The 24,453-nt window shown below is 73.9% G+C and carries 26 protein-coding genes; 11 read left to right on the top strand and 15 right to left on the bottom strand.

The window, feature by feature from the left end:
* Positions 1-2: 2 nt before the first annotated feature.
* The 6 genes from LG634_RS13465 to LG634_RS13440 form a co-directional block, all read right to left on the bottom strand.
* Positions 3-842, bottom strand: coding sequence for a dioxygenase family protein (locus tag LG634_RS13465; protein ID WP_226734009.1), 840 nt, complete (start codon positions 840-842; stop codon positions 3-5).
* Positions 843-877: 35 nt separating this feature from the next.
* Positions 878-1,810 (bottom strand): AraC family transcriptional regulator, encoded by a 933-nt coding sequence (locus tag LG634_RS13460; RefSeq protein ID WP_226734008.1) that lies wholly within the window; start codon positions 1,808-1,810, stop codon positions 878-880.
* A 77-nt stretch (positions 1,811-1,887) separates the two neighbouring features.
* Complete coding sequence (locus LG634_RS13455; RefSeq protein ID WP_226734007.1) at positions 1,888-2,124, bottom strand: hypothetical protein; 237 nt, start codon at positions 2,122-2,124, stop codon at positions 1,888-1,890.
* Between the two features lie 124 nt (positions 2,125-2,248).
* Entirely contained in the window at positions 2,249-2,947 is a 699-nt protein-coding gene (locus tag LG634_RS13450; protein ID WP_226734006.1) for a DUF4232 domain-containing protein, read from the bottom strand.
* A gap of 305 nt (positions 2,948-3,252) precedes the next feature.
* The gene (locus LG634_RS13445) at positions 3,253-4,878 is read right to left on the bottom strand and encodes an amidohydrolase (protein ID WP_226734005.1); all 1,626 of its coding nucleotides are present in this window, start codon (positions 4,876-4,878) and stop codon (positions 3,253-3,255) included.
* A 50-nt stretch (positions 4,879-4,928) separates the two neighbouring features.
* Complete coding sequence (locus LG634_RS13440) at positions 4,929-5,591, bottom strand: TetR/AcrR family transcriptional regulator (protein WP_226734004.1); 663 nt, start codon at positions 5,589-5,591, stop codon at positions 4,929-4,931.
* 70 nt (positions 5,592-5,661) lie between these two features.
* Between LG634_RS13440 and LG634_RS13435 the strand changes: the two genes are divergently transcribed.
* Positions 5,662-7,119: a purine-cytosine permease family protein gene (locus LG634_RS13435; protein WP_226734003.1), complete on the top strand. Its 1,458-nt coding sequence runs from the start codon at positions 5,662-5,664 to the stop codon at positions 7,117-7,119.
* 39 nt (positions 7,120-7,158) lie between these two features.
* Complete coding sequence (locus tag LG634_RS13430; protein WP_226734002.1) at positions 7,159-7,746, top strand: GNAT family N-acetyltransferase; 588 nt, start codon at positions 7,159-7,161, stop codon at positions 7,744-7,746.
* A gap of 34 nt (positions 7,747-7,780) precedes the next feature.
* Here the strand turns inward: LG634_RS13430 and LG634_RS13425 are convergent, their stop codons facing one another.
* Positions 7,781-8,356 (bottom strand): DUF2165 domain-containing protein, encoded by a 576-nt coding sequence (locus tag LG634_RS13425; protein ID WP_226734001.1) that lies wholly within the window; start codon positions 8,354-8,356, stop codon positions 7,781-7,783.
* A 114-nt stretch (positions 8,357-8,470) separates the two neighbouring features.
* Between LG634_RS13425 and LG634_RS13420 the strand changes: the two genes are divergently transcribed.
* Positions 8,471-9,166: a helix-turn-helix domain-containing protein gene (locus LG634_RS13420; RefSeq protein ID WP_226734000.1), complete on the top strand. Its 696-nt coding sequence runs from the start codon at positions 8,471-8,473 to the stop codon at positions 9,164-9,166.
* Positions 9,163-10,500, top strand: a complete 1,338-nt coding sequence (locus LG634_RS13415; protein ID WP_226733999.1) for an MFS transporter — start codon at positions 9,163-9,165, stop codon at positions 10,498-10,500. Before LG634_RS13420 ends, LG634_RS13415 begins: the two co-directional genes overlap by 4 nt.
* A gap of 151 nt (positions 10,501-10,651) precedes the next feature.
* On the opposite strand, the gene LG634_RS13410 is transcribed toward LG634_RS13415, so the two are convergent.
* Positions 10,652-12,334 (bottom strand): phosphoribosyltransferase family protein, encoded by a 1,683-nt coding sequence (locus LG634_RS13410; RefSeq protein ID WP_226733998.1) that lies wholly within the window; start codon positions 12,332-12,334, stop codon positions 10,652-10,654.
* A 315-nt stretch (positions 12,335-12,649) separates the two neighbouring features.
* Positions 12,650-13,399, bottom strand: coding sequence for a siderophore-interacting protein (locus LG634_RS13405; RefSeq protein ID WP_226733997.1), 750 nt, complete (start codon positions 13,397-13,399; stop codon positions 12,650-12,652).
* A gap of 167 nt (positions 13,400-13,566) precedes the next feature.
* Between LG634_RS13405 and LG634_RS13400 the strand changes: the two genes are divergently transcribed.
* Positions 13,567-14,220, top strand: a complete 654-nt coding sequence (locus tag LG634_RS13400; protein ID WP_226733996.1) for a GNAT family N-acetyltransferase — start codon at positions 13,567-13,569, stop codon at positions 14,218-14,220.
* Between the two features lie 98 nt (positions 14,221-14,318).
* Here LG634_RS13400 and LG634_RS13395 read toward each other — a convergent pair whose 3' ends face one another.
* Positions 14,319-14,927, bottom strand: coding sequence for a GNAT family N-acetyltransferase (locus LG634_RS13395; protein ID WP_226733995.1), 609 nt, complete (start codon positions 14,925-14,927; stop codon positions 14,319-14,321).
* A 159-nt stretch (positions 14,928-15,086) separates the two neighbouring features.
* On the opposite strand from LG634_RS13395, the gene LG634_RS13390 reads away from it, so the two are divergent.
* Positions 15,087-15,566 carry an iron chaperone gene (locus tag LG634_RS13390; protein WP_226733994.1) on the top strand — a complete coding sequence of 160 codons (480 nt, stop codon included), beginning with the start codon at positions 15,087-15,089 and terminating at the stop codon, positions 15,564-15,566.
* Positions 15,567-15,614: 48 nt separating this feature from the next.
* Here LG634_RS13390 and LG634_RS13385 read toward each other — a convergent pair whose 3' ends face one another.
* Together LG634_RS13385 and LG634_RS13380 are read right to left on the bottom strand one after the other, a co-directional pair.
* Positions 15,615-16,046, bottom strand: coding sequence for a GNAT family N-acetyltransferase (locus LG634_RS13385; protein ID WP_308072478.1), 432 nt, complete (start codon positions 16,044-16,046; stop codon positions 15,615-15,617).
* Positions 16,047-16,063: 17 nt separating this feature from the next.
* A complete protein-coding gene (locus LG634_RS13380) occupies positions 16,064-16,219 on the bottom strand; it encodes a hypothetical protein (protein ID WP_226733993.1) in 156 nt (51 codons plus the stop codon).
* A gap of 49 nt (positions 16,220-16,268) precedes the next feature.
* On the opposite strand from LG634_RS13380, the gene LG634_RS13375 reads away from it, so the two are divergent.
* Positions 16,269-16,493 carry a hypothetical protein gene (locus LG634_RS13375; RefSeq protein WP_226733992.1) on the top strand — a complete coding sequence of 75 codons (225 nt, stop codon included), beginning with the start codon at positions 16,269-16,271 and terminating at the stop codon, positions 16,491-16,493.
* A 198-nt stretch (positions 16,494-16,691) separates the two neighbouring features.
* On the opposite strand, the gene LG634_RS13370 is transcribed toward LG634_RS13375, so the two are convergent.
* Positions 16,692-18,584, bottom strand: coding sequence for an ABC transporter ATP-binding protein (locus LG634_RS13370; RefSeq protein ID WP_226733991.1), 1,893 nt, complete (start codon positions 18,582-18,584; stop codon positions 16,692-16,694).
* Between the two features lie 227 nt (positions 18,585-18,811).
* Between LG634_RS13370 and LG634_RS13365 the strand changes: the two genes are divergently transcribed.
* The 4 genes from LG634_RS13365 to LG634_RS13350 are packed head-to-tail and all read left to right on the top strand — an operon-like array spanning position 18,812 to position 22,930.
* Positions 18,812-20,788 (top strand): M6 family metalloprotease domain-containing protein, encoded by a 1,977-nt coding sequence (locus LG634_RS13365; RefSeq protein ID WP_226733990.1) that lies wholly within the window; start codon positions 18,812-18,814, stop codon positions 20,786-20,788.
* Entirely contained in the window at positions 20,785-21,684 is a 900-nt protein-coding gene (locus LG634_RS13360) for a hypothetical protein (RefSeq protein ID WP_226733989.1), read from the top strand. Before LG634_RS13365 ends, LG634_RS13360 begins: the two co-directional genes overlap by 4 nt.
* Positions 21,681-22,616: an ATP-grasp domain-containing protein gene (locus LG634_RS13355; protein WP_226733988.1), complete on the top strand. Its 936-nt coding sequence runs from the start codon at positions 21,681-21,683 to the stop codon at positions 22,614-22,616. The genes LG634_RS13360 and LG634_RS13355 overlap by 4 nt, the downstream gene beginning before the upstream one ends.
* A gap of 5 nt (positions 22,617-22,621) precedes the next feature.
* Positions 22,622-22,930 carry a hypothetical protein gene (locus LG634_RS13350; RefSeq protein ID WP_226733987.1) on the top strand — a complete coding sequence of 103 codons (309 nt, stop codon included), beginning with the start codon at positions 22,622-22,624 and terminating at the stop codon, positions 22,928-22,930.
* On the opposite strand, the gene LG634_RS13345 is transcribed toward LG634_RS13350, so the two are convergent.
* Positions 22,921-23,433 (bottom strand): hypothetical protein, encoded by a 513-nt coding sequence (locus LG634_RS13345; protein WP_226733986.1) that lies wholly within the window; start codon positions 23,431-23,433, stop codon positions 22,921-22,923. The two genes, LG634_RS13350 and LG634_RS13345, sit on opposite strands and share 10 nt — an antisense overlap.
* A 98-nt stretch (positions 23,434-23,531) precedes the next feature.
* Positions 23,532-24,398: an arylamine N-acetyltransferase family protein gene (locus LG634_RS13340; protein ID WP_226733985.1), complete on the bottom strand. Its 867-nt coding sequence runs from the start codon at positions 24,396-24,398 to the stop codon at positions 23,532-23,534.
* Positions 24,399-24,453: the final 55 nt, after the last annotated feature.

Below are 24,453 nucleotides of genomic sequence, written 5' to 3'. Positions count from 1 at the left end.
CGTCAGGCGGCCCGCCACAGGGCGGGGACGTTCGGGGGCTCCCAGCCCGGGTTGGCCGTGTGGGCCTGGAGGCAGACGTAGCCGCGCCCGCCGTAGGTGACCCGGTCCCCCGCCCGGTACGTCGTGCCCACGGTCCAGGTGCCGCCGGGCGGCGTGCTGCCGGTCGGCGTCGGAGTCGGGCCCGGGCCCTGGGGGACGTCGAGGACGAAGTCGAAGGCCGCCTCGCGGGCGCCGCCGGCGTCGCGGACGGTCATCAGCAGCCGCGGGTCGAAGATGCTGTCGGTGTTGTTGCGCGGCTCGTTCGGGAAGTACAGCTGCGTCGTCAGCACGGGACGGCCCGGCGCCTGCAGTTTGACGTGGATGTGCCGGGTGCGGCCCGGGTAGAGGCCGGGGACGATGGTGGTGAGCGCGAACGAGCCGCGCGAGTCGGTGAACTGGTGACCGCGCAGCCGGTACCGCGCGTTGTCGTACGCGCCGTTGGCGTCGGCCTGCCAGAAGTCCATCAGCACGCCGGAGACCGGCAGGCAGGACCGGCCGAAGACGTAGCCGGTGACCGTCAGCCGGGTGCCGGCCATGCCGGGCTCCAGCAGACTGGTGCGCATCGGCGAGTTGGGCTTGAAGTACGGGCCCTCGGTCTGCGGCGGCGTCGGGTGGTCGCCGTCGTCGCAGGCCGGGGTGAGCGGCACGGCGACGCCGCCGGCCGTGAGGGTGCGCGCCAGGGCCGGGCCGCCGATGAGGGCGACGGGGACGGCCGCGGTGGCCGCGAGCGCGGCCCGCAGCACGGCCTTGCGGGGCACGAGCCGGGCCGGGTCGGGCTGCGGTGGGTGGGATTCGTGGTCCATGCCTGCTCCTCGTGGGGGACGGATCGGCACCGAACCTAGGCGCGGAGCTGCGGGGCTTCGATGGACGGGCGGTGGCGACTGTGGTGCTTTCGGAACTCTCCGGGGGTGCGCCCGGTCTCGCGGCGGAAGAACCGGCAGAAGTAGGCGGGGTCTGCGTACCCGACCCGGGCCGCGACCTGGCGCACGGGCAGGTCGGTGTGGGCGAGGAGGCGCTGGGCCTGGTGCACGCGGGCCTCGATCAGCAGGCGGCGGGGGCTGCGGCCGGTGGCCGCGCGCACGCTCTGGCTGAGGTGGCCGGCGGTCACGCCGAGCCGTTCGGCGCACTCGCGCACCGACCAGGCGGCGGCCTCGCGGCGGGCCGCCAGCCGGACGAAGGCGTCGGCGACGGCGGGGCCGCCGGGGTCGGCCGGGGCCGAGGGGCCGCCGGCGGCCGGGAGCCGGGCCGCACGGACGACGAGGACGTGCAGCAGGGCCCGCAGCACGCTCTCGTGGCCGGGCGCCCGCTGCCGGTGCTCGGCGGCGAGTTCGGCCATCAGCCGTCCGGTACGGGCGTGCTCCGCAGGGTCCAGGTCGAACCAGCAGGTCCGGCCGATCCTCCGCAGCAGCTCCCGGTCGCCGGGGTGGTCGACGAGGAAGTCCTCGGTGAACAGGGCGAGGGTGCCGTCGAGTCCGCGCTGGTCCCGCCAGCAGTGGATCTGCCCGGGCAGGACCACGGCGAGCTGCGGCGGCCGCACCGGCCATTCGGCGAGGTCGACCACGTGCGTGCCGGAGCCGGCGGTGACGTGGACGATCTCGTAGAACGTGTGCCGGTGCGGATGGTCGGTACGGGACAGCGGGCCCACTTCGTCGAACGACCCGGCGGCGAACGGCGCGGCGCCGGGCGCGGCCAGCTCCAGCCGGTGCAGCGGCGGTTCGCCGGTGCGCGGGGCGACGCACGGTGTCCCGGGCAGGACGGTGGTGGTCCGCATCGATCCTCCATGGCAGGTCCAGACCAATCAGGGCGGATGCCACGATTCCACAGCGGAGCGGGGGCGGGAACGGGTGTTCAGGACGCGCTCCACGTGAACTTGCCGCCGCCGACCCAGCGGACTTCGTCGGAGTCGTCGAGGTCGTGGATGGTGACGCCGGCCTCGGCCGCGATCACCAGGACGTCCGTCATCGATGTCGCCTTGCCGACCATCTCGCCGTCGATCTCCACGATGCGGAACGGCGGCGTGCCCGGCAGGACGTTCATGACGGTGACGCGGGCGGGCGAGATGTGCGGTGCGGAGCCTTCGGTCATGCACCGACGTTTCCACGCCGCGCGCCGCGAGGCGCGCGACGACACGGCACGAGCGGCCGATCGGGCGGCGGGCTTCCGGTGGAAGGGCCGGTGCGGTGGGGCGCCGGGCCGGCCGGCCCGGCTGTCAGCGGGCCTTGAAGGCGTACTTCTTGACCGCGGTCTCGCTCAGGTTCCAGAACGTGACCATGGTGTGGTCGTCGATGTTCAGGAATCCTTCGGGCAGCCGCACGGCCATCGGCCGGCCCACCTCGTCGTTGGCGACCTTGCCGTGGAAGCCGATCTTCAGCGAGGTCACGGCGTCGGTCCGGGCGCCGCCGCGGAACAGCCGGACGGCCGCGTACGCCTTCTCCCCCGGCCGGATCGTCGCGGGCGCGCCCGCCGGGGACTCCATGGGCGGCGGCGGGACCTCGTCGGGGAGGCCGAAGTAGGCGATCGGGTAGAAGTAGAGCGTGCAGGGCCGGCTGCCGGTGTTGACCGCCGTCAGGAAGATGTTCTGGCCGCTGTCCTGCCGCTCGAACTCCCCGGTGAGGGCGATGCTCGCGGCGGAGCAGGCGACGGGTGCGGTCGTGCCGCTGCCGCCGGAGTCGCCGGTCCCGCCGTTCTTGCCCGTTCCGCGGCCGGGTGCGGCGGATCCGGTGGCCTTCGGCGCGCCGGACGGGGCGCCGCCGGGTGCGGCGGGCTGGGAGGCGGAGGGCGCGGCGGGCGGCCGGGCGCCGTCCCTGCGGTCCTTCCCGTCCGCCTGGCAGGCGATGGCCGACAGCACCGCGGCCAGCGCCGCGGCTCCGAGCACGTACGTCTTCGGTCCCGTGCGAACAGCACGCATGATGAACCCCCGTGATGCCGTCACATGCTCCGATGATGTGATCCGGCACGGATCTCCTGCCCGGCCCCGCGGCTGCCACCCGCCGCCCGCGGGGCTGTGACGAACACCGGACGTGGAGGAAATCCCTCCGCGATCCGGGGTCCGTTCGCCGGTGCGGATCCGGCGGTTCCGGAGGCCGACGAGCGCGTCGGGGATCCGGCTCACGAGGCCCTGCCAGGCGGGGGACACCGGGTCGGGGGCGCCGGTCACGCGCCCCGCAGGCGGGCGCCGCCCCCGGTCACAGGCCCTCGGTCACAGGCCTTCGGTCACACGTGCGCGGCACGGTGTGTCGGCGTCCCGTCGAGGACGGTGAGCAGGACGGGCAGGTCCGGGAGGTCGGTGGCGGACACCGTGAGGGGGTTGTCGGCGAAGGCCGTCAGGTCGGCGCGGTGGCCGACGGCGATCCGGCCCGCGCGGTCTTCCTCGCCGGCGGCGAAGGCCGCGTTGACGGTCATGCCCTGGAGGGCCTGTAGGGCGGTGAGGGCCTGGTCGGGGCCGTGCGGGGGCTGGGTGAGGTCGCGGCTGGGACGGCGGTGCCGGGCGCCGGCCATGACACCGAGCGGCGGGTACGGGGCGATCGGCCAGTCCGAGCCGAGGACGACGGTGGCGCCGGATTCCCACAGGTCGCGGCAGCGCCAGGCGCGGGCTGCCCGGTCTTCGCCGAGGCGGCGGGACCAGTTGTCGGTGTGGTCGGCGCGGGTGAAGTCGCAGCAGTGGGTGGGCTGCATCGAGGCGATGACGCCCAGTTCCGCGAACCGGGCCAGCGTGTCGTCGGGCACCGTCTCGATGTGCTCGACCCGGTGCCGCACGCGTGGCCCGCCGCCGCCCTGCGCCTTCCGGACGGCGTCGAGGACGTGCCGTACGGCGGCGTCGCCGATCGCGTGGGTGGCGGTGGGCACGCCGGCCCGGTGGAGCGCGGCGACGGTCTGCGTGTAGACCTCGGGGTCGGGCCAGAACGCGTGCCGGGACTCACCGTGGCAGTCGGGGCGTTCCAGCCAGGCGGTGCCGTTGTCGATGGTCCCGTCCATGAAGATCTTCACGCCGTCGGTCCGCCACAGCGCGCCGCCCTCGCCCTGCTGCGTGATGAGGGCCCTTACCCCGTCGGTGTCGGTGCCGGGCTGGCACCAGGGGGCGACGCGCAGGCGCAGGGGGAGCCGGCCGGTCTCGTCGAGCTCGCGGTAGAAGGCGAGGCTGTCGCCGTTGGCGTCCATGGCGTGGCCGCCGGTGAGGCCGGCCGCGGCCATCTTCCGCAGGGCGGCGGCGAGCCGGTCGCGGCGCTCCTCGCGGGTGGGCCGGGGGGCGACGCGTTCGACGAGGTCGCAGGCGGCGTCCTCCAGGAGCAGCCCGGTGGGCCGGCCGTCGGGGCTGCAGACCACTTCGGCGGATGCCTGGTCGAAGCGGCGGGGCCCGTCGACGCCGGCGAGTTCGAGGGCGCGCCGGCTGGCCAGCATGGAGTGCGCGTCGAAGAGCAGCAGCACCGCGGGCACGCCGTCGAGGACGGCGTCGAACGGGGCCGTCTCCACGGGCCGCTCCCCGAACACGTTCGGGTCCAGCCCCCAGGCGCTCAGCCAGTCACCGGGCGCGAGGCGCCGCACTTCGGCGGCCAGTGCCTCGCGGACCTGGTCGACGTCGGTGCAGGCCGACAGGTCGAGTCCGTGGGTGAGTTCGGCGCCGGAGACGGGGTGGATGTGCCCGTCGACGAGGCCGGGGGTGACGACGGCCCCCTTGAGGTCGACGACCGTCGTGGCGGGGCCGGCGAGCGCCCGGACGGCGGTGTCGTCGCCGAGTGCCGTGATCCGTCCGCCGGTCGCGGCGAGTGCGGTCTCGGGGAGGAGCGCGCCGGTGGCGGGGTCGAGGAGGCGGGCGGAGAGCAGGACGAGACGGGGGGACACGGTGCCTCCGGGGCTGCGGGGTGGGTGCTGCGGTGGGTGGGGCCGGTCCGTCAGGTGGCGGGGCCGGCCTGTCGGCCGGCAGCGGCGCCGGACGTCAGCGCCCCGTGGGCCAGGCCGAGTTCCCGTTCGGCCGTGGTGACGGCCATCCGGCTGATCGCTGCGGGCCGGTCGGTGGTGTCGGTGTTGGCGTAAACGGCGAGGCCGTCGAGGACGACGAGGATCTGTACGGCCGTCACACCGGGGTCGTCCGTGCGGAATTCGCCCCGTTCGGCGCCCTCCCCCAGCAGTTCCGCCAGTCGGCCGCGCCACGCTCCTTCCTGCCGTGCGACCCGGTCGCGCAGCAGCGGCCGGTAGCGGCTGAGGTGCCGGGCGTTGATCCACAGCCGACTGATGGCGTCGTACGCGGGCCCCTCGGTGCGGGCGAAGAACGCGGCCAGGTGGGCGGTGGCCGTGCCCGGGCCGCGGTCGGCGGGCAGCAGTCCGTCGAGTTCGGCGCCGGCGGCCGTACCGAACGCCTCGGCCACCAGTTCCTCCACCGAGGGGAAGTAGTGGCTGATCAGTCCGGGCTGTACGGCGAGCTCCTCGGCGATGCGGCGCAGCGTGAGGCTCTCCAGCCCTTCGGCCAGGGCGACGGCGGCGGCCGCGTCGACGATCTCGGCGCGGCGGGCTTCCGGGGTTTTGCGAATTCGCTTGCGCTGAACGCTTGACGACATGCACCGGACACTATTGAGTGTGCGACCAATAAGCAAGTGAGGCAGGCACGCCCAGCACCCGGAGGTCCCCGTGGCGTCGACCATCCCCGAGCCCTGTCGCCGTGCGGCCGATGCGCCCGAGGCCGCCGGCCCCCCGCCGGCGCGGGCGACCCGCATCGAGGCACACGGCATCGACCACATCGGCGAATCCGAGCGCCACGGCCGCCCCCGGGACCTCTTCGCCGTCTGGGCGGCGGCCAACGTCAACTACCTCAGCCTGGTGATCGGCGGCGCCCTGGTCCTCATGGGGCTGAGCCTGTGGCAGGCGTTCGGCGTGATCGTCGCGGGCAACATGTTCTGGCTGCTCACCGGCCTCGTGGCGACCTCCGGTCCGGCCGCCGGTACCCCGAGCGAGGTGATCACCCGCGCCCTGTACGGCGTCCTCGGCAACCGGGTGAACAACGCGATCGGCGGCTGGCTCGTCTCCGTCTGCTACTTCGCCCTCAACCTGGCTGCCGCCGCGGCCGCCGCCTTCGCCCTCGTCGAGAAGGCCGGGATCGCCCCCGACACCGGGCTCAAGGTCCTGGTCACCGTGGTGATAGCAGCCCTCACGCTGGCCGTCAGCGTGTACGGGCACGCCCTGATCATGAAGTTGTACCTGCCCGTCACCCTGGCCCTGACAGCAGTGTTCGCGGTCGTCGCCGTCGCCGTGGTCCGGCACGCGGACCTCTCGTACCGGCCCGAGGTCGCGCTGACCGGCCTCGACCTGTGGGCAGTCCTCATCGCGGGCACCACCCTGATCGCCTCGGGCCCGCTGTCGTACACGACCAGCGCCGACTTCTCCCGCTACCTGCCCCGTACGTCCTCGCGGCGGGCGGTCGTCGCCTGGACGGCGCTGGGCGGGTTCCTGCCGAGCATCGCGGTCTGCTCCCTCGGGGCGCTCGCCGCGACGGTGGTCGACATGGCCGATCCGCAGACCGGCCTGGAGGGCCTCCTCCCCGGCTGGTTCCACCCCCTCTTCCTGCTCGCCCTGGTCCTCGGCACGATCGCCATCAACGCACTGACCGCGTACAGCGCCGGTCTCGCCCTTCAGGCCGTCGGCCTGCGGATCCGCCGGTCGGTCAGCGTGCTGTTCGACGGCGCGGCCGCCGTCGCCCTCACCCTCTACGGCCTCCTCTTCTCCGGCCTCCTCGACACCGTGAGCAACGCCCTCCAGCTGATCGTCGTCCTCGTCGGCCCCCTGATGTCCGTGTATGCGACCGATGTCGCACTCCGCCGCGGGCGGTACGACGGGCCTGCCCTGACGGACGAGACCTCGTCGAGCCCGTTCTGGTACCGCGGCGGTGTCAACATCCCGGGTGCGCTCGCCCTCACGGCCGGGGTCGCGACGGCCGCACTCTGCGTGAACACCGTGTACACCGGCCCTGTCGCGGCCGCCCTGCACGGCGTCGATCTGTCCATGCCCGCCGGCATGGCCGTCGCGGCGGCGCTCTACGCCCTGTCCATGCGCCACGACCGGCTGGTGCGCGCGGCACGCTCCATGGCCTGAACCTCCTCCCGCCCGCCGTGCACGCCGTACCCTCAGCCGATGGAAAAGATCGACATACGGCTTGAGGCGGACGCCACCGACAAGGGCCCGGCGCTCCTGCTCCGTCCCTGGGCGCCGGGTGACAGCGTCGCCCTCGCCGCCGCCTTCCAAGGCGATGAGGCCCTGAGCCGCTGGACCAGCCATCGCATCGGCGACGAAGCCGCGGCGGCCCGGTGGATCCGGGAACAGCAGCCGGAGCGGACCGCCGGGGACCGGCTGGCGTTCGCCGTGGTGGAGCGCGGGGCCGGTGCCGACGAGGGCCCGCTGCTGGGCCATGTCGTCCTCAAGGGAGCGACCCCCGGCGCCTCGTCCGCCGAGGTCGGCTACTGGACGGTGGCGGCGGCCCGCGGCCGGGGCGTGGCACCGCGCGCCGTGCAGCGGCTGACCGACTGGGCCTTCGCCACGCTCGCCGGGGACGGCGGTCCGGTCGCCGGTCTGACGCGGCTGACCCTGCTGCACCAGGTGGGCAACGAGGCCTCCTGCCGGGTCGCGGAGAAGTGCGGATACACCCTGTCGGGGACCTTGCCCGCAGCACCGCCGGAGTACCCGCAGGACGGTCACCTGCACGTACGGGAGCGGGGCGCCTGATCCACCGGGGGCCGGGCGGGCTCCGGGCGCGGTCCTACCGGCCGGACGGCAGGCGGGCCGGGAGGTTGGTTATGAGGAGCGTGGCCGTGGCCAGGATGAGGCTGCGCGTGGCGGCGTCGAGTCCGTTCCACTGCTCGGACTGCCACATCGCGAACCACTCGCCGCCGATGACCAGGAAACCGAGGCCGAACAGCAGCACCATCATCACGAGTCCGGTGTTGCCGGCAGCCCGGGCCCTTCCGTACGAGCCGCTGCACAGGCCCGCTCCCCAGAGCCAGGCGGAGTACAGCAGGACGGCCGCCGTCACGGCCTCCCAGATGATGACGGCCACGTAGGCGGCGTCCTGCAGGGCCGGTATTTCGACGGCCCGCCACATCAGGTCGGGGTCGCGGAACGTGGTGTCCATGGCCAGGACGTGCCGGACGAACTGCTGGTTCGTACCGAAGTCGGTGACGTTCCCGATCACCACCACGGCCATGTAGAGGGCGGCCACCGCCGTGAGTGCGGCGGCCCCCGGGGCGGGTGTGGCCGCCAGCACCCTCCGGCGGTGCGCCCGGGCTCGGTCCTGCTGCTGTTCCTGGTCCGACATCGTCCCTCCGTTCTCTCGCATGCTCCTTCCCTGGTGGGGAGTATGTCCGCTCGGTGCGCACCGGAACCCGATTTCCCAAAAGTTTTTTGCAAAAATCCTTTTGGGAATGAGCCGTCAGGCCCTACGCTCGGCACCATGGTCAACGAACCGCGCAAACGCGTACTCGACCCCGGCCGGGACACCGAAGCCCTCAAGGCCCTCACGCACCCGCTGCGCATCCGGCTGCTCGGACTGCTGCGGCAGAACGGTCCGGCCACCGCGAGCGAACTCGCCGTGGTGACCGGGGAGTCGTCCGCGTCGACCAGCTACCACCTGCGGGTACTGGCGAAGTACGCGTTCGTGACCGAGGCCGAGCACCGGGACGGGCGCGAGCGCCGCTGGCAGGCGGTGCACGCCGTCACCTCGTGGAGCAACGCCGACATGGAGGCGTCGCCGGCCAGCCGCGCCTTCGTCACCTTCTCGCGTCGGCGTCAGATCGCACACCTGGAGGAGTCCCTCGTCCAGCACGAGGCGGACCTCGCCGACGGACTGCTCGGCCGGGACTGGGTGGAGCCCTCCGGCATCAGTGATCTGATGCCCCGTCTCACCCCCGATTCCCTGACGGAGTTGTGGGAGGCCTTCGAGGAGAAGGTGACGGAACTGGCCGAGCGGGACACTCAGGATCCTCGGGCCGTCCCGGTCGTCGTGGTCGTCGCCGGGCTGCCGCTGGCACCGCCCACGGCCGGCGGGGAGCCTTCCGGATCCGCCGACGCCACGCGTTCTCACGGTTCCTCGCAAGCCTCCGGCGCCACCGCCGATTCCGATTCCGACGCCCCTGGGGGCAGGCCATGACCGGTTCACTCGACGCCCGCACCGCGGTCCGCCGCTATGCGACGGCCTGCGCCCTGTTCTGGCTGCCGCTCGGACTGACCATCGCCCCGCTCGTCCTGCTGCTCACCGAGCGCGGGCTGAGCGTGGCGACCATCGCCGGAGTCGTCGCCGTCCACTCCCTGACCGCCGCCGCACTCGAACTGCCCACCGGCGGGCTCTCCGACGTCATCGGACGCCGCGCCGTCCTGGCCGCGGCAGGTGCGTGCAACGTGCTCGCGCTCGGCCTCCAGGCCGTGGGCACCAGCGTGTGGACCATCACCGTCGGCGCCGCCCTGATGGGTGCGGGCCGGGCCCTGTCCAGCGGGCCCGCCGAAGCCTGGTACGTCGACACCGTGCAGGCACATTCCGGTCCCGAAGCCGACCTGCGGGCCGGGCTGGCGCGCGGCAGCGCCACGACGTCCGCCGCCCTCGCCGCCGGCACCCTGCTCGGCGGCGCACTCCCGTGGCTGCTCGGTCTCGGCCCCGACCTGGGCGCCCGGCTCACCGCGGGCACCTCGGGGACGGTGCTGCCGCTGTCCGTGCCGCTCCTGCTGGGTGCCGCCGTGGAAGTCGTGTTCGTCGGCTATGTCCTCGTGGCGCTGCGGGAGCCGCCCCGGCCGAGCGCTGCCCTCCAGTCCATGCTCCGGGGGATCCCCGGGACCATCGCGGACGGCCTGCGGCTTGGCGGGCGGGACGCACTGGTGCGGCGGATCCTGCTCACCGCCGGTGCCGCCGGGGGTGCGCTGGCCGCGCTCGAACTCCTCACTCCGGGACGGGCTGCCGCGCTCACCGGGGCCCCGGACTCGGGTGCCGTGCTCTTCGCGGGGCTGGCGTGCACCGGCTTCGCGTGCTCCGCCGCCGGCAGCCATTTCGCCCCGCTCGCCGCCCGGTTCGCGGGCGGAGGGGAGCGTGCAGTCCTGCTCGCCCTCGGGACGAGCACGACCGGCCTGCTCATACTCGGCGCGACGGCCGCCGTCGCGGGGACGGTGTCTGCGGTCGTCGCGGTGGCCGGCTACGCGCTGGTCTACGTGGGCCTCGGCGCGGCCGGTCCGAACGAGAACGACCTCCTGCACCGGCGGGTGTCCGACGCCGGCCGTGCCACGGCGCTCTCCGTGCAGTCCCTCGCCCTCCAGCTGGTGGGAGCCCTCACCGGCCTGCTCGTCGGCGCGCTGCCGACAGGCCCCGCCCCCTGGCTCGTGGGCGGCGCCGTCCTCCTGGCCGGCACCCTCCTGTGGGCGGGCCGCACCACCGCTCCCCCGGCGGCCCCGGCCGACACGGCACAGCCGCAGCCGGCCGAGGCCGGCACGGCCGGCTAGGACGCGCCCCTGAGCGCGGGGCGGCGGGGTCCGGGTCGCGGCGGAGGCTGCCCGGACACGGGGTGCGCCCCTGCGGGCGGGCGTCGGGAGGCGCGTGTCACAGCAGCGGGTGGGGTGACGGTAGGTCAGGCCGGTGACCGGTGCGGCCGGTTCAGGCTGCGGTGTGGTGGTGGGTGGCCGGGGCCATGTGGGTGCCGAACCACTCGCGGGCCAGGACGGTGACCTGGTCCAGGGTGCCGGGTTCCTCAAAGAGGTGGCCCGCGCCGGGGACGACGTCGAGGCGGTTCTCGCAGCGCAGTCGGGCCTGGGCGGTGCGGTTGAGGCCGATGACCAGGCGGTCGTCGCCGCCGACGAGGAGCAGGGTCGGTGCGGTCACGGCCGCCAGGCGCGGCCCGGCGAGGTCCGGCCGGCCGCCGCGGGATACGACGGCCGCGATCCGGGAGTCGGACTCGGCCGCTGCCCACAGGGCGGCAGCGGCTCCGGTGCTGGCGCCGAAGTAGCCGACGGGCAGCCGGTTCGCCTCGGGCCGGGTGCGCAGCCAGGCCGTGGCGTCCGCCAGGCGCCGGGCCAGGAGCACGGTGTCGAACACATTGGCCCGGTCGTCCTCTTCGTCCTCCGTGAGCAGGTCGAACAGGAGGGTGCCGAGTCCGGCGCGGCGGAGTCCGGCGGCGACGGACCGGTTGCGCGGGCTGTGGCGACTGCTGCCGCTGCCGTGGGCGAACAGCACCACGCCGATGGCGCCGTCCGGCACGGCCAACTCCCCGCGCAGACGGACCGTACCCGCCAGGACGTCCACCTCACGACCGTCGCCTCGGGCTCCTGCTCCATCGGAGTCGTGACCACCTGCCCGGCTGGTCTCCCGCCCCGCCGCACGATCGGCGGCCCCGCCGTCATCCCGGGCCACCGCACGAACGTCGTCGCGGCCTCCTGTCCGACCGGTCTCCCGCCCCGCCGCACGATCGGCGGCCCCGCCGTCGTCCAGGGCACCGTGTCGGACACTGTCGCGTTCACCCACGTGGGCGGGGTCCCGACCCGCAGCACCCCCGGCGTTCGCGCCGTCGTCCCGGGCCTCCGCACGGGCGCTGTCACGATCGTCCGCCCGGTCGGCTGCACGGGCGGTGGTGTCGTGGTCGCCCTGGCCCCCGGTGCGTACGTCGTCGGTGCGGTCTCCGGGCGGGCCGGCGGCCCGGGCGGCCTGGCGGGTGGTGGCCGCGTTCAGGCAGGCGATCACTTCGTTGTCCTCGGTCTGCGTGAAGTCGGCGTAGAACTGGCCGACCGCGGCGAAGAGGCGGGGGGTGTGGACGCAGACGAAGTCGTCGGCGTCGGCGCCCAGTTTCGCCGTCCAGTCGTCGGGCGCGACGGGTACGGCGAGCACGGTGCGGGCGGCCCCGCGGGCGCGGACGATGCGGCAGGCCGCGCGGGCCGTCGAGCCGGTGGCCACGCCGTCGTCGACGATGACGACGGTGCGGCCCCCCAGCCGGGCCGGGGGGCGGCCGCCCCGGTAGATGCGGGCGCGGGTCTCCAGCACGACCCGTTCGCGGGCCTCCACGCGGGCCAGTTCCCGGGGGCCGATGCCCGCGGCGCGCACCACCTCGTCGTTGATCACGCGTACGCCGTCCTCGCCGAGCGCGCCCATGCCCAGCTCGGGCTGGTACGGCACACCCAGTTTGCGGACCAGGCAGATGTCCAGCGGGGCGCCCAGCGCAGCGGCGACCTCCGCGGCCACGGGCACGCCCCCGCGCGGGAGGCCCAGCACCAGCACGCCGGTGCCCTTGAGGTGCTCCAGCCGGGCGGCGAGCTGCCGGCCGGCGTCACGACGGTCCTGGAAGAGCACGGCTCCACCTCCTCGTCCCGGAGGAACCGGAGAGCGGTGCGGCCGGGGCGCCGCGACGCTCCCGTACTTCCATCCTGCCCCCATACCGCGCCGGCATCCGAGCCGGCGTGCGGACCGGCCGACTGCCCGGGCGCTGCGAACGGGCCCGCCGGCGCGCAGACGCCATCCCGCTCCGCTGGTGCCACCCCTGCCGAGTGCGCGCCGAGCACGCGTCCGGGGACGGGGAGTGACCACGAGAGGAAGGGCGACCGCAGGAATGGGGGACCCGCCGCGCCGACCGTACGGGGGATGGGTGGCGCGGCGGGCGTCTGGGGGTCAGACCTGGGCTGCAGTGGGCCGCCAGTAACCCAGGCTGTTGACGCGCTGCTTCGGCAGGCCCAGGTCCTTGCGGAGGTATCCGGTGAGGGTGCGGGTGGTGGCCGTGTCGCAGGCCAGCCACACGTACGCGCCCTCGCGGTCGGCGGCCAGGGCGGGCAGTTCGGCGTGGATCTGCTCGACCAGACCGGTTCCGGCGCCGGTGCGGGGGACGCGGCGGATCTCGTGCCGGTCCGGGTCGAGCCGGACCGGCAGGTCGGCGTCGGCCTCGTGCTGGGTCTCGAACCAGATGGTCGCGGGGGTCTGCGGGTAGGCGTCCAGCAGCGAGTTGATGGCGGGCAGCGAGGCCGGGTCGCCGATGACGAGCAGCCGCTCGGGAGCGGGAGCGGGAGCGGTGAACCCCGTGCCCTGGACGGTGGCATCGATGGTGTCGCCGACCGCCGCGCTGCGGGCCCAGTCGCTGGCCACGCCGTCGTGGAGGGCGAACTCGAGGGCGAAGGTGCCGGCCGCCGGATCGGGGTCGACGAGGGTGTAAGCGCGCTGGTGGGGCTTGCCGTTGTCGGCGAACCACAGGCGGACCCACATGGTGGGGTGCAGGGAGTCGCCGGCCGCGGCGAGGAGGCCCCCGTCGGTGAAGCGGATGCGGCGGTACTGCGGGGTGACCTGCTCCGCGCCGGTGACCGTGAACGTGAAGTCCTTGCCACGCAGCAGCTTGAGGACCACGCCCTCCCAACCCTTGCCGACCGCCATGCGCCTGACCCCTCCCTGGACCGTTATATTTAGGCCAGCCTAACCTAACACCTCGGGGGGCGGTACACGCCTGCGGGTCCCCTTGTCGCGGCCCGGACCCGCCCCGAGAGAACACCGCCCCGGCCGCCGACGGCCGGACCCGCCCACCGAAAGGAACGAGCCACCCGATGAGACCCGACTCCGCCACCTCCGCCGCTGCCCGCGCCGACGTCTACAGCGAGACCGTCGAGGGGTTCGGCACGGTGCGCTTCACCCCCGTCGACCCGGCCGCGGACTCCGCCGTGCTGCACGCCTGGGTCGTCGAGGAGCGCGCCGAGTTCTGGGGCATGAACGGCGCCAGCCGGGAACTGGTCCAGGAGATATACGAGGACGTGGACCGCCGCGACACGCACCACGCCTTCATGGTCCGGCTGGACGACGAGCCGGTGGCGCTGTTCCAGACGTACCAGCCGTCCGAGGACCGGGTCAGCGAGTGCTACGAGGTGCAGGAGGGCGACATCGGCATCCACCTGATGCTGGCCCCGGCGTCGGACCGCCCGCGTCCCGGCTTCAGCCGCACCCTGATCGGGTCGCTGACCCGCTTCGTCTTCCGGGACCCCGCCGTGCTGCGCGCCGTCGGCGAGCCCGACGCCCGCAACGAGAAGGCGCTGGCGCTGCTGGGCCGCATCGGTTTCGTCCGCCAGGGCGAGATCACCCTGCCCGAGATCGACCTCCCGGAGGTCCACCTCCCGGAGAAGCGCGCCGTCCTGGCGTTCCTGGACCGCCCGAGCCCGCTCCCGCAGCCGGTCGCGACGCCCATCCCCCACCCCCGGGCCTCCTGACCCTCCCCCGCGGGCGCACAACACGACGGCCGCCGTGGGCAGATGACGCCCCGGCGGCCGTCGGCGTACGGAAGGTGGATCCGACGGGGGTGGATCCGTCAGACGGTTGCGGGTTCGCGCCACATGCCCCACAGCAGGGGCCCGCCGCCAGGGAGCCGGACCTCGCCGCGGACGCGGAAGCCGAAGTGCTCGTAGAAGGGCAGGTTGTCGGGCTTGGAGGACTCCAGGTACGCGGGCAGCCCGGCGGCGTCGGCCTTGGCGAGCCCGGAGCGGAGCAGGGCCGCGCCGTGGCCCTGCCCCTGGGCTGCCGGGTCGGCGCCGATCAGGGCCAGGTACCAGTGCGGCTCCTGCGGCGTGTGCCCGGCCGCCGCCTCGACCGCGGCTCCGAACACCGGCGCGCGGTCGCCGAGGATGTTCTGGAGTTCGCGGATGGTCTCCGCGTCGGGAACGGCCTTCGCCTGGGCTTCCGGCGGCACCCAGAACGCGGCGGCGGACACGGTGCGCTCGCACACGGCGTGCAGGCCGTACTGGCGGGCGAACAGGGTGGTGAAGTAGCGCTCCAGCGCCGCCTCGCGCGCGCCCTCGTCGGGGAAGAACCAGCACATCATCGGGTCGTCGCCGAAAGCGCGGGCCAGGGTGTGCCCGATCGTTGCGGCGTCGTCGAGCGTGGCCGTTTTCGGCGTGTTCGTTATCGACATACGGGTCATTCTGCACCCGATGATCTTGAACTCCGGGACCGGGGTCCCCGCTGCGGGCCGCCGGTCGGCCGCCCGGGCAACCGATCGGTTTCGGAGAAGCCGCCGCACCCGCCGGCTGCCTAGCATGAGGAACGACCCCGACGGTCCGGCAGGGAAAGAAGGCCCCTCATGAAGAACACGAACGCTTCCGCAAAGCGCGGCACCGCCCCCGCCGCCGACGAGGCCGACACCTTCACCGACGAAGAGCGCAACGCCATGAAGGAGCGCGCCAGGGAGCTGCGGACGACCGCGCGCCGCGGCGCAAAGGCGCCGAAGGCGGATGCCGAGGCCGACGTCCTCGCGAAGATCGCCGAGATGGCGGAGCCGGACCGGGTCCTCGCCGAGCGGGTCCACGCCATCGTCAAGGCGAGCGCGCCGGCGCTGGCGCCGAAGCTCTGGTACGGGATGCCGGCGTACGCCCGGGACGGCAAGGTCGTCTGCTTCTTCCAGAGCGCGGAGAAGTTCAAGTCCCGCTACGCGACGCTCGGTTTCAGCGACCAGGCCCTCATCGACGACGGTGCGATGTGGCCCACGGCGTACGCTCTGACGGAGCTGACGCCCGAGACCGAGGCGGCGATCGCCACCCTGGTCGCCAAGGCCGCCGGCTGAGCTTCCGCCCCGTGGACGCGGCCGCGGGCCAGTTCGCCGGCCGTCAGGTCAGTCGAGTTCCTTGCCGAAGTGGAAGGCCGTGATGTCCATCCGCTCGCGCAGGTAGAAGCGGTGTGCACGGGTGCGCTGCGTCCCTGAGTCGAGCTCGATCCACTGGCAGCCCGCGCTGCGCGCACGGTCTTCGAGGTACGCCAGCAGCTGCCGGCCGACGCCTTCGGAGCGGGTGTCCTCCGTGGTGACCAGGTCGTCCACGTAAAGCATGCGCCGGGTGGCGGTGTTGACGACGATCCGCCAGCCGGCCACCCCGGCGCAGCGCCCGTCGTCGGTGAACGCGGCGGTGAAACGCAGGCCCTGCGGATGGCCCTCGGCGTGGATCTCGTGGAACAGCTCCTCGGTCAGGTGCGGGCGCAGCTCGAGGAGGACGGGCAGTACATCGGTGCCGAGCCGGGGATCACCGGGCTCAAGATCAATCATTTTCACGGTGCCAGGATGCCCGATCAGCAGGTCCTGGTGACCGGCGGGCCCACGTCGGTCACCAGGTCACCGGTTCGGCGGCCGGGTTCGTCGATCGGCGGGCCGCGCAGTGCGCCGCGGCGGAGCGCGGGCAGCGGCCGCCCGGGCAGTCCCGACAGCGGTTCGCCCTCGGCGGCCATTCGCAGGGCGCGCCCGCGATGCGCGCCTTACGGGATGGTGCGGGGGCTGGTGAACGACATGATCAAGCCGGCCGTCGGCAGGATGTCCGAGCACGCGCCGTACCCGTTCGAGGAGGTGGAGCCGCTGACCGCGACCCTCACTCACGAGGACACTTCCGAGCCGCGCCAAAAGCTGCTGGGCCGGGCCCGCCCCACGGGCACCGGCACCGAGGGCCGGATCGCCCTGCGCCACGAGAAGTGGCTGACGGGCGGCGCCGGCACCACCCCCCGCTGAACGTCACCGGGGAGGCCACCGCGGTGGTCACGGGCGACGGTCCGATCGCCGGCCCGCAGGATCTCCGCCCTCGCCACCGGCCCGGGCGGACACGAGGGCTGCTTCTACCGGCTGGCCCGGACCGGCGGATGAGGTCCGTCCGGTACCGGGTTGCGACGGCCCCGGGCGTACGGCGGGCCCCAACGCCGTGACCGTACGTCAGGCCCCCTGCGGCAGGGCTTCGTCCGCGTCCGACTCCTCGAACTGGGTCCGGTACAGCTCCTCGTAGCGTCCGCCTACGGCCAGCAGCTGCTGGTGGGTGCCCTGTTCCACGATCCGGCCACCCTCGACGACGAGGATCCGGTCGGCCGCGAGGACGGTCGACAACCGGTGGGCGATCACGATCGCGGTCCGGCCGTCCAGGGCCTCGGCCAGGGCTTCCTGGACGGCGGCTTCGGAGGTCGCGTCGAGGTGCGCGGTGGCCTCGTCGAGGATGACGACGCGCTGGCGGGCCAGCAGCAGCCGGGCGATGGTCAGGCGCTGCCGTTCGCCGCCCGACAGGCGGTAGCCCCGCTCGCCGACGACGGTGTCGAGGCCGTCCGGCAGCGCGGCGACCAGGCCGTCGAGGCGGGCCCGGCGCAGCGCCTCCCAGATGTCGTCCTCGGTGGCGTCCGGGCGGGCGAGCAGGAGGTTCGCGCGGACCGATTCGTGGAAGAGGTGGCCGTCCTGGGTGACCATGCCGAGGGTCTCGCGGATCGAGTCGGCGGTGAGGTCCCGTACGTCGATTCCGTTGAGCCGCACCGCTCCGGCGTCGGCGTCGTACAGCCGGGGCAGCAGCTGGGCGATGGTGGACTTGCCGGCGCCGGAGGACCCGACCAGGGCGATCATCCGGCCGGGTTCGGCGCGGAACGACACGTCGTGGAGGACCTGCGTACCGCCGCGGGAGTCCAGGGTGGCGACCTCCTCCAGCGAGGCCAGGGACACCTTGTCGGGTGCGGGATAGCCGAAGGAGACCGCGTCGAACTCGACCGACACCGGGCCCGGGGGCACCCGGCGGGCGTCCGGGCGCTCCTCGATCAGGGGTTTGAGGTCGAGGATCTCGAAGACCCTCTCGAAGCTGACGAGGGCGCTCATCACCTCGACCCGGGCCCCGGCCAGCGAGGTGAGCGGCGCGTACAGCCGGGTCAGCAGCAGGGCGAGGGCGACGACGGAGCCGGCGTCGAGGGTGCCGCGCAGGGCGTAGTAGCCGCCGAGTCCGTAGACGAGGGCGAGGGCGAGCGCGGAGACCAGGGTGAGGGCGGTGATGAAGAGGGACTGGGCCATGGCGGTGCGGATGCCGATGTCGCGGACCCGAGCGGCGCGGGCGGCGAACTCCGCGGACTCGTCGGCGGGGCGCCCGAACAGCTTGACGAGGGTGGCGCCCGGGGCGGAGAACCGTTCGGTCATCTGGGTGCCCATGGCCGCGTTGAGCTGGGCGGCCTCGCGCTGCATCCGGGCCATGCGGGCACCCATCCGGCGGGCGGGCAGGACGAACACCGGCAGCAGCAGGAGGGCGAGCAGGGTGATCTGCCAGGAGATGCCGAGCATCACGACGAGGGTGAGGACCAGCGTCACCGCGTTGCCGACCACCCCGGAGATCGTGTTGCTGAAGGCGCGCTGGGCGCCGATCACGTCGTTGTTGAGGCGGCTGACGAGCGCGCCGGTGCGGGTGCGGGTGAAGAAGGCGACGGGCATCCGCTGGACGTGGTCGAACACGGCGGTGCGCAGGTCGAGGATGAGGCCTTCGCCGAGGGTGGCGGACAGCTTGCGGGTGACGAGCCCGAGTGCGGCCTCGGCGACCGCGACGACGGCGATCAGCAGGGCCAGCCGCACCACGGTGGCGCTCTCGCCGCCGTCGACGATGGCGTCCACGACGCGGGCGGCGAGCACGGGGGTGGCCACCGCCAGGAGCGCGGCGACCACGCTCAGCAGGAGGAACCCGGCGAGGCCGCGGCGGTGCGGCTTCGCGAAGGCGGCGATGCGGCGCAGGGTCGCGGCGGAGAACGGGCGGCGGTCCGTCTGGGCGTTGATCGCACTGTGGAGCGAGGTCCACGCGGTGACTTCCATGTCCATGACGCCACGCTAGAACCTCAACCAAACTTGAGGTCAAGGGTGCAGGTCCGTGCGCGGCCCGTACGACGGCGCGCACGCCCGGCGCGCTGTTCGCCCCGCGCCCCCGTCGTGACCCCGGCCGCCCCCGGGCGCCCCCGGACACCCGGCATGCCGGTCCCGCACCGCGGCCCCCCGCCACCGCTACGTTCCTCGCGTACCGTGACCATCACTCACGCCATGGAGTCGGAATGGTCGAGATGTCCGAGCCCGCGATCGCCTCCGCCACCCCCACGGTCCCGCCCGCCTTCTGCGCCGTCGCGCCGAGTCCCGAACTCAGGCAGCGCCTGCTCGTCGAACTCAACGAATTGCGCAACGGTCCCGGCGAGCTCGCCGGGCTGCTGGGTTTCGCCCGCACCCCGAGGCCGCTGGGCCTCGACGACGGCACGATCTTCCCGCCCGACGAGTTCCCGTCGGGGACGTCCCGTTCGACCATCGCCGCCGCGGCTGCCGACCGGGCCCCGCTGCGCGGCACCGTCCGCGTCATCGTCGTCCTGGCCGACTTCTCGGACCAGCCGATGGAGAAGTCGGCGGCCGACATCGACAGGCTGTTCTTCTCGCTCGGTGCGATGCCGCACGGCAGCGTCCGGGAGTACTTCCGCGAGGTCACGAACGGACTGGTGGACCTGGTCGGCGAGGTGGTCGGCCCGTTCCGCATGCCGGAGACGATGGCCTGGTACGCGAACGGGAACTTCGGCATCGGCCGGCCCACCGGGACGGTCCGGTCCCAGGACATGGCGCAGCACGCCGTGGAGGCCGCCGACCCGACCGTGAACTTCGCGCCGTTCGACAACGACGGCAACGGGTACGTGGACGCGTTCATCGTGGTGCACGCCGGGCCGGCCGCCGACCGGACCGGTAATCCGGGCCACATCTGGTCGCACAAGTACGTGCTGCCCGCCGTGCACGTCACGGACGGCACCCGCGTCTTCGGTTACCTCACCATCTCCGAGGAGGCGAGGATCGGCGTCTGCGCGCACGAGCTGGGCCACCTGCTGTTCGGCTTCCCCGACCTGTACGACACGGACGACAGCTCGGAGGGCGTCGGCCGCTGGTGCCTGATGGGCGCGGGTTCGTGGAACGGCGGCGGGGACGTCCCGGGGCACCCGTCGGCGTGGTGCAAGGTCAACCAGGGCTGGGCCGCGACCAAGGTGGTCACGGCCGGCGGCACCGAGTCCTTCCCGGACGTCAAGACCGGCCGCACCGTCCACCGGCTCTGGAAGAACGGCGCCGGCGGCAGCGAGTACTTCCTGCTGGAGAACCGCCAGCGGACCGGCTACGACGCCGAACTGCCCGGCGAGGGGCTGCTGATCTGGCACATCGACGAGAGCCGGCCCGACAACACGGACGAGAACCACTACCGGGTCCGCCTGGTGCAGGCGGACAACCAGCGCGAACTCGAGCTGAGCGTGAACCGCGGGGACGACGGCGACCCCTTCCCGGGGAGCAGCGGGAACACGTCCTTCACCGCGACCAGCGCCCCCGACTCGGACTCCCATGCGGGCGCCGGCACCTGTGTCTCCGTCACCCGGATCTCCCCGCCGGCCGCCACGATGACCGCGGAGGTCTCGGTGTCCTGCGGGAAGTCGCCGGTCAAGGAGGTGAAGGAGGGCGCGAAGGAGCAGAAGGACTTCAAGGACCGCAAGGACCTGAAGGACGGCAAGGAGGGTGCGAAGGACGTCAAGGAGCCCTTCAAGGAGCGGAAGGACCGCAAGGACGTCAAGGACCGGAAGGAGGGCGGGAAGGACCTCAAGGAGCCGTTCAAGGAGCGCAAGGACCTGAAGGACGTGCAGCCGGACAAGAGTCCGGTCAAGGAGGGCAAGGACGACATCGACGGCGGGTTCCAGCCGCCCTCCGGAGCGACCGGGCCGGGCGGTCCGGTCGGCGGTTCTCGGGCGGTGCCGGGCGGTGGCCCGGCGGCGGCCGGTGACCCGTCGGAGCTGGCCGAGGCCGTTGCGGACCTTCAGTACCGGCTCGCCGCGCTGGAGCGGGCGATGGCCGGGGCGGAGGAGTACCCGCCGGACGCCGAGCCGTTCATCGGCGGCGAGCTGCGGCCGGACCTGCACGGCGGTCCGCGGTACGACACCGGCGAGGAGTCGCTGCGTGAGGCCGTCGAGGACGGCGACGCGCAGGCCAAGCGGGCGTACGACGGCCTGCCGCAGCCGTGAGCGGAACCTTCGTGGTGCTGGCGGGTCCGGGGGACGGCGGTGCGGCCGCGGTGACCCGGGCCCTGGCGGCCCGGGTGGGCGGCGCGCGGGTCCTCGCCGTCACCCCGGGCGGCCTCGCCCGGGCCCGCTGGACCCACCGGATCGACACGCGGGGCGAGGCGTCCACCACGGTCGTCCTGCCGACGGGGACCGTCCTGGCCGACGGGACGGTCGGGGCGGTGCTCAACCGGTCGGCGGGGCTGCCGTATCCGGCCCCGGCCCGGGGGGCCGTCGGCGGTGCGGCCGCCGCGGCCGCGCGCGCCAAGGACGCGGCGTACGCGCACACCGAGCGGCAGGCGCTGCTGGCGAGTTGGCTGCTCTCGCTGGCGCCCCGGGTGGTGGGGGTGACCAGCGCGTTCGGCACCGTCCACGGGACCGTCTCGCCGGTCGCCGCGCTGGTCCACGCCGAACGGTGCGGGCTGCCGGTGGCGCGGCGGGGCGGCGCGACCCGCGGCGGTCTGGCGCCTGCTGCGGGCCCGGCCGAGCGGCATGTGCCGCGGCTCGCGTGGCCGGGCGGGACCGGGTCGCCGGTCCCGGTGGACGTGCTGCCCGAAGCGCCGCCGGCCGGGCCGCGGAACCGGCTTCTGGTGGCGGGCGGCCGCGTGATCGGCCCGCGCACCGGCTCCCCGGGGCTCGCCGGCCCGGCCGGGCCGGCGGACGTCGGGGAACGGTGCCGGCAGTTGGCGGCCGCGCTCGGCACCCCGTTGTTCGAACTCCGCCTGGCACCGGCCGCGGACACGGCCGTCGTGACGGACGTGGACCTGTGCCCGCCGCTCGACGACGTCCGGCACGTCGAGGCGGTGGCCGACCTGCTGACGGCCCTGGCCGCCGCCCCGCGCACCGGGAGGCCCTCGTGATCCTCTTCTTCGGCCGTACGGACGACCCGCCGCTCGCCCGGGCGGTCGGCGCGGCCCGGGACGCCGGGCTGCGGCACCTGGTCGTCGACCAGGCCCACCTGGCCCGGTACGACCTGGTGACCGGTACGGGCGGCCTCGACGGGTTGCTCGTCGTGGACGGCATGCGGGTCCCGCTCGACACGGTGGCCGCCGTGTACGCCCGCCCGCTGGAGCCGCCGGCGGGCGGGGACGCGGCCGCCCGGGCGCGGGTGGCCGCGTTCCAGGAGTGGTTCGTCGGCTGGCTCGACACGGCCCCGGCATTCGTCGTGAGCCGGCCGAGCGCCATGGAGTCGAACTCCTCGAAGCCCTACCAGGCCCAGTTGATCGCCCGGGCCGGGTTCCCGGTGCCCGACACCCTGGTCACCGACGACCCCGGCGAGGTGCTCGCCTTTCGCGACCGGCACGGCCGGATCGTCTACAAGTCCGTGAGCGGAATCCGTTCCATCGTGCGCGAGTTCACCCCGGCGGACGAGGCGCGGCTGCCGCTGCTGCGCGGACTGCCCACGCAGTTCCAGGCGTACGTGCCCGGCCGGGACGTCCGTGTCCACGTCGTCGGCGGCCGGACGTACGCCGCGTCCGTGGACAGCGATGCGGTGGACTACCGCTACGCCGGGCGGGACGGTGACGCGGCCCGGCTGGCGCCCTTCGACCTGCCCCCGGACACGGCCCGGCACTGTGTGGAGCTGGCGGCCGCGCTGGGCCTGCCGCTCGCGGGGATCGACCTGCGGCGCACTCCCGACGGTGCGTGGGTGTGCTTCGAGGTCAACCCGATGCCCGCCTACAGCTACTACGAAGCACACACCGGCCTGCCGATCGCTGCCGCCCTCGTCAGCCTGCTCGCGGGCGACCGGACCCCCGCCGGGGCATCCGAGGCCGCCGGGGCCTGGGTGTGACCGGCATGGCACCGGTGGTCGAGAACCTCACCGTGGTCACGGTCCGGCTGACCGTCCGGACCGCGCACCCCCGCCTGGCCGACTGGGACCTGGCCACCGGCGACCTGCTGGCCACCGAGCCCGTCCCGGGCCTGGCGGACCTGATCACGCCGAACGTGACCGGCCCGCAGATCTCCCTGGGCATCCGGCGGGCCCTGCTGGACGGCGTACCGCTGGACGCCGTCCTGCGGCTGCGGGCCCGTCTCGGCTCGCAGGGGGACCTCCTGGCCGAACCTCACCCGGCGCAGGGCGACTTCGCGGTGGTTCAGCCCTGAGCCGGCTGCGGGGCGGGCTCCGCGTCCGCCCCGGCGCCGGTGCCACCGGAGACGAGCCGCCTGAAGCCCCGCATCAGCGGGTTGCGGGACTCCGCCGGCTCCGCTCCGTCGGCGGACTGCCGGGATGCCCGGGCGTCGCGGGGGACGCGGACCTCGTCGTTCTGGTGCATCAGACGGGCGGGGGTGATGCGGGCCACGCAGTACTGGCTGCCCCGGTGGTGCTTGAGGCTGATCACCCAACCGCCGCCGGTGGTGAGGTAGGCGGTCCGCTGCGGGGCGTCACCGGGGCGGTCACCCGTGGCCATCCAGTCGGGCACGAACGTGCGGGCGAGTTCCTCGGCGAGGGCCTCCGCACCGTCCCGGCCGCCGTCGACGGGCTCGCTGATGTACAGGACGAGGCGGTCGGCCTCGACGGTCCCCATGCCGAGGGCTCCGACGGCCTCGCCGACGAGGTGGGTGTGCGTGCGGTTCTCCTCGACGAGAACATGCCAGTTGATCGTCATGAAGCCCGACCCTACGTACGAAACCGGCCAGCGGCCAAAACACTTGAGCCACTGTCGTGCGGTCCTCCGACGCAGGCTCCGGCGCAGGGCTCCGGCGCTCAGCCCGCGGCGGCGGCCAGGCGGGCGGCCTGGTCCTCGTCCACGTCGATGCCGAACTCCTTGGACAGCACGCCCCGCAGCTCGGCCGGTTCTATGCGGGTCTCCGTGCGGGTCCCGTCGGGCCGGGTGGTCGTCCAGGTCAGTCCGTCGATCTGCTGGTACAGGTCGGAGGCGAACCGCTGGGCGAACAGCCGGTGCACGAACGGCGACCGCGGGTGGGTCGCAACGAAGTGGCTGCCGACCACGTAGTCGATCGGGTACTGCGGATTGCGGGTGAAGGTGTGCCGGTCCACCCATCCCACGGGTCCCGACTGGTGCAGCCACCAGTCGTCGAAGCCGTCACGGCCGTCCCTGCGCTCCAGCCGGTAGCTCCAGCCGTCGAACTCGGCGGTCGCGCCGTCGGCCAGCTCCACGGGGCCGAGCGGTCCGGCGCCGAAGCCCACGTCGCACAGCCAGGTGCGGTCGTCGTCGGCGGGCCGGACGGCGAGCAGGGCGTGGGTGGCGGGCAGGATCTTGTCCGCGCCGAGCGTCACCCGGCCGCTCATCCCCGAGAAGGCGAACCCGAGGCGTTCCAGCGCGGCGGCGAAAAGCGTCACGTGCTCGAAGCAGTAACCGCCGCGGGCGCTCGCGACGAGCTTCTGCTGCACCGACTCGACGTCCAGCGGCAGCGGGAGGCCGAGCACGGCCGCGATGTTCTCGAACGGGATCGACACGACGTGCGCCCGGTGCAGGGCCCGCAGCACGTCGAGTGTCGGCTTCCGCTCACCTGTGTAGCCGATGCGGTCCAGATAGGCGTCCAGATCGAGCTCTTCCCCGTGCCAGCCGGCGCCCTGCCGGGTGTCCACGGCCCCGTTCCCCACGTCCATGATCCCGTTTCCTCACTCTGTGTGTTCCCTTGGCTCCCACCCTAGGGGACGGATC

The organism is Streptomyces bambusae (assembly GCF_020532645.1).
In the GTDB taxonomy this organism is placed as follows: Bacteria; Actinomycetota; Actinomycetes; order Streptomycetales; family Streptomycetaceae; genus Streptomyces; species Streptomyces bambusae.
This window is presented reverse-complemented; position numbering and strand designations above follow the sequence as displayed.

Bases quoted from the DNA above. Each gene is read 5' to 3' on its own strand.
- LG634_RS13345 (WP_226733986.1), bottom strand. From the start codon at position 23,433: ATGACGATCAACTGGCATGTTCTCGTCGAGGAGAACCGCACGCACACC.
- LG634_RS13395 (WP_226733995.1), bottom strand. From the start codon at position 14,927: ATGACCCGTATGTCGATAACGAACACGCCGAAAACGGCCACGCTCGAC.
- LG634_RS13400 (WP_226733996.1), top strand. From the start codon at position 13,567: ATGAGACCCGACTCCGCCACCTCCGCCGCTGCCCGCGCCGACGTCTAC.
- LG634_RS13425 (WP_226734001.1), bottom strand. From the start codon at position 8,356: ATGCGAGAGAACGGAGGGACGATGTCGGACCAGGAACAGCAGCAGGAC.
- LG634_RS13405 (WP_226733997.1), bottom strand. From the start codon at position 13,399: ATGGCGGTCGGCAAGGGTTGGGAGGGCGTGGTCCTCAAGCTGCTGCGT.
- LG634_RS13350 (WP_226733987.1), top strand. From the start codon at position 22,622: ATGGCACCGGTGGTCGAGAACCTCACCGTGGTCACGGTCCGGCTGACC.
- LG634_RS13455 (WP_226734007.1), bottom strand. From the start codon at position 2,124: ATGACCGAAGGCTCCGCACCGCACATCTCGCCCGCCCGCGTCACCGTC.
- LG634_RS13370 (WP_226733991.1), bottom strand. From the start codon at position 18,584: ATGGACATGGAAGTCACCGCGTGGACCTCGCTCCACAGTGCGATCAAC.
- LG634_RS13450 (WP_226734006.1), bottom strand. From the start codon at position 2,947: ATGCGTGCTGTTCGCACGGGACCGAAGACGTACGTGCTCGGAGCCGCG.
- LG634_RS13420 (WP_226734000.1), top strand. From the start codon at position 8,471: ATGGTCAACGAACCGCGCAAACGCGTACTCGACCCCGGCCGGGACACC.
- LG634_RS13365 (WP_226733990.1), top strand. From the start codon at position 18,812: ATGGTCGAGATGTCCGAGCCCGCGATCGCCTCCGCCACCCCCACGGTC.
- LG634_RS13440 (WP_226734004.1), bottom strand. From the start codon at position 5,591: ATGTCGTCAAGCGTTCAGCGCAAGCGAATTCGCAAAACCCCGGAAGCC.
- LG634_RS13430 (WP_226734002.1), top strand. From the start codon at position 7,159: ATGGAAAAGATCGACATACGGCTTGAGGCGGACGCCACCGACAAGGGC.
- LG634_RS13340 (WP_226733985.1), bottom strand. From the start codon at position 24,398: ATGGACGTGGGGAACGGGGCCGTGGACACCCGGCAGGGCGCCGGCTGG.
- LG634_RS13390 (WP_226733994.1), top strand. From the start codon at position 15,087: ATGAAGAACACGAACGCTTCCGCAAAGCGCGGCACCGCCCCCGCCGCC.
- LG634_RS13415 (WP_226733999.1), top strand. From the start codon at position 9,163: ATGACCGGTTCACTCGACGCCCGCACCGCGGTCCGCCGCTATGCGACG.
- LG634_RS13460 (WP_226734008.1), bottom strand. From the start codon at position 1,810: ATGCGGACCACCACCGTCCTGCCCGGGACACCGTGCGTCGCCCCGCGC.
- LG634_RS13380 (WP_226733993.1), bottom strand. From the start codon at position 16,219: ATGGCCGCCGAGGGCGAACCGCTGTCGGGACTGCCCGGGCGGCCGCTG.
- LG634_RS13465 (WP_226734009.1), bottom strand. From the start codon at position 842: ATGGACCACGAATCCCACCCACCGCAGCCCGACCCGGCCCGGCTCGTG.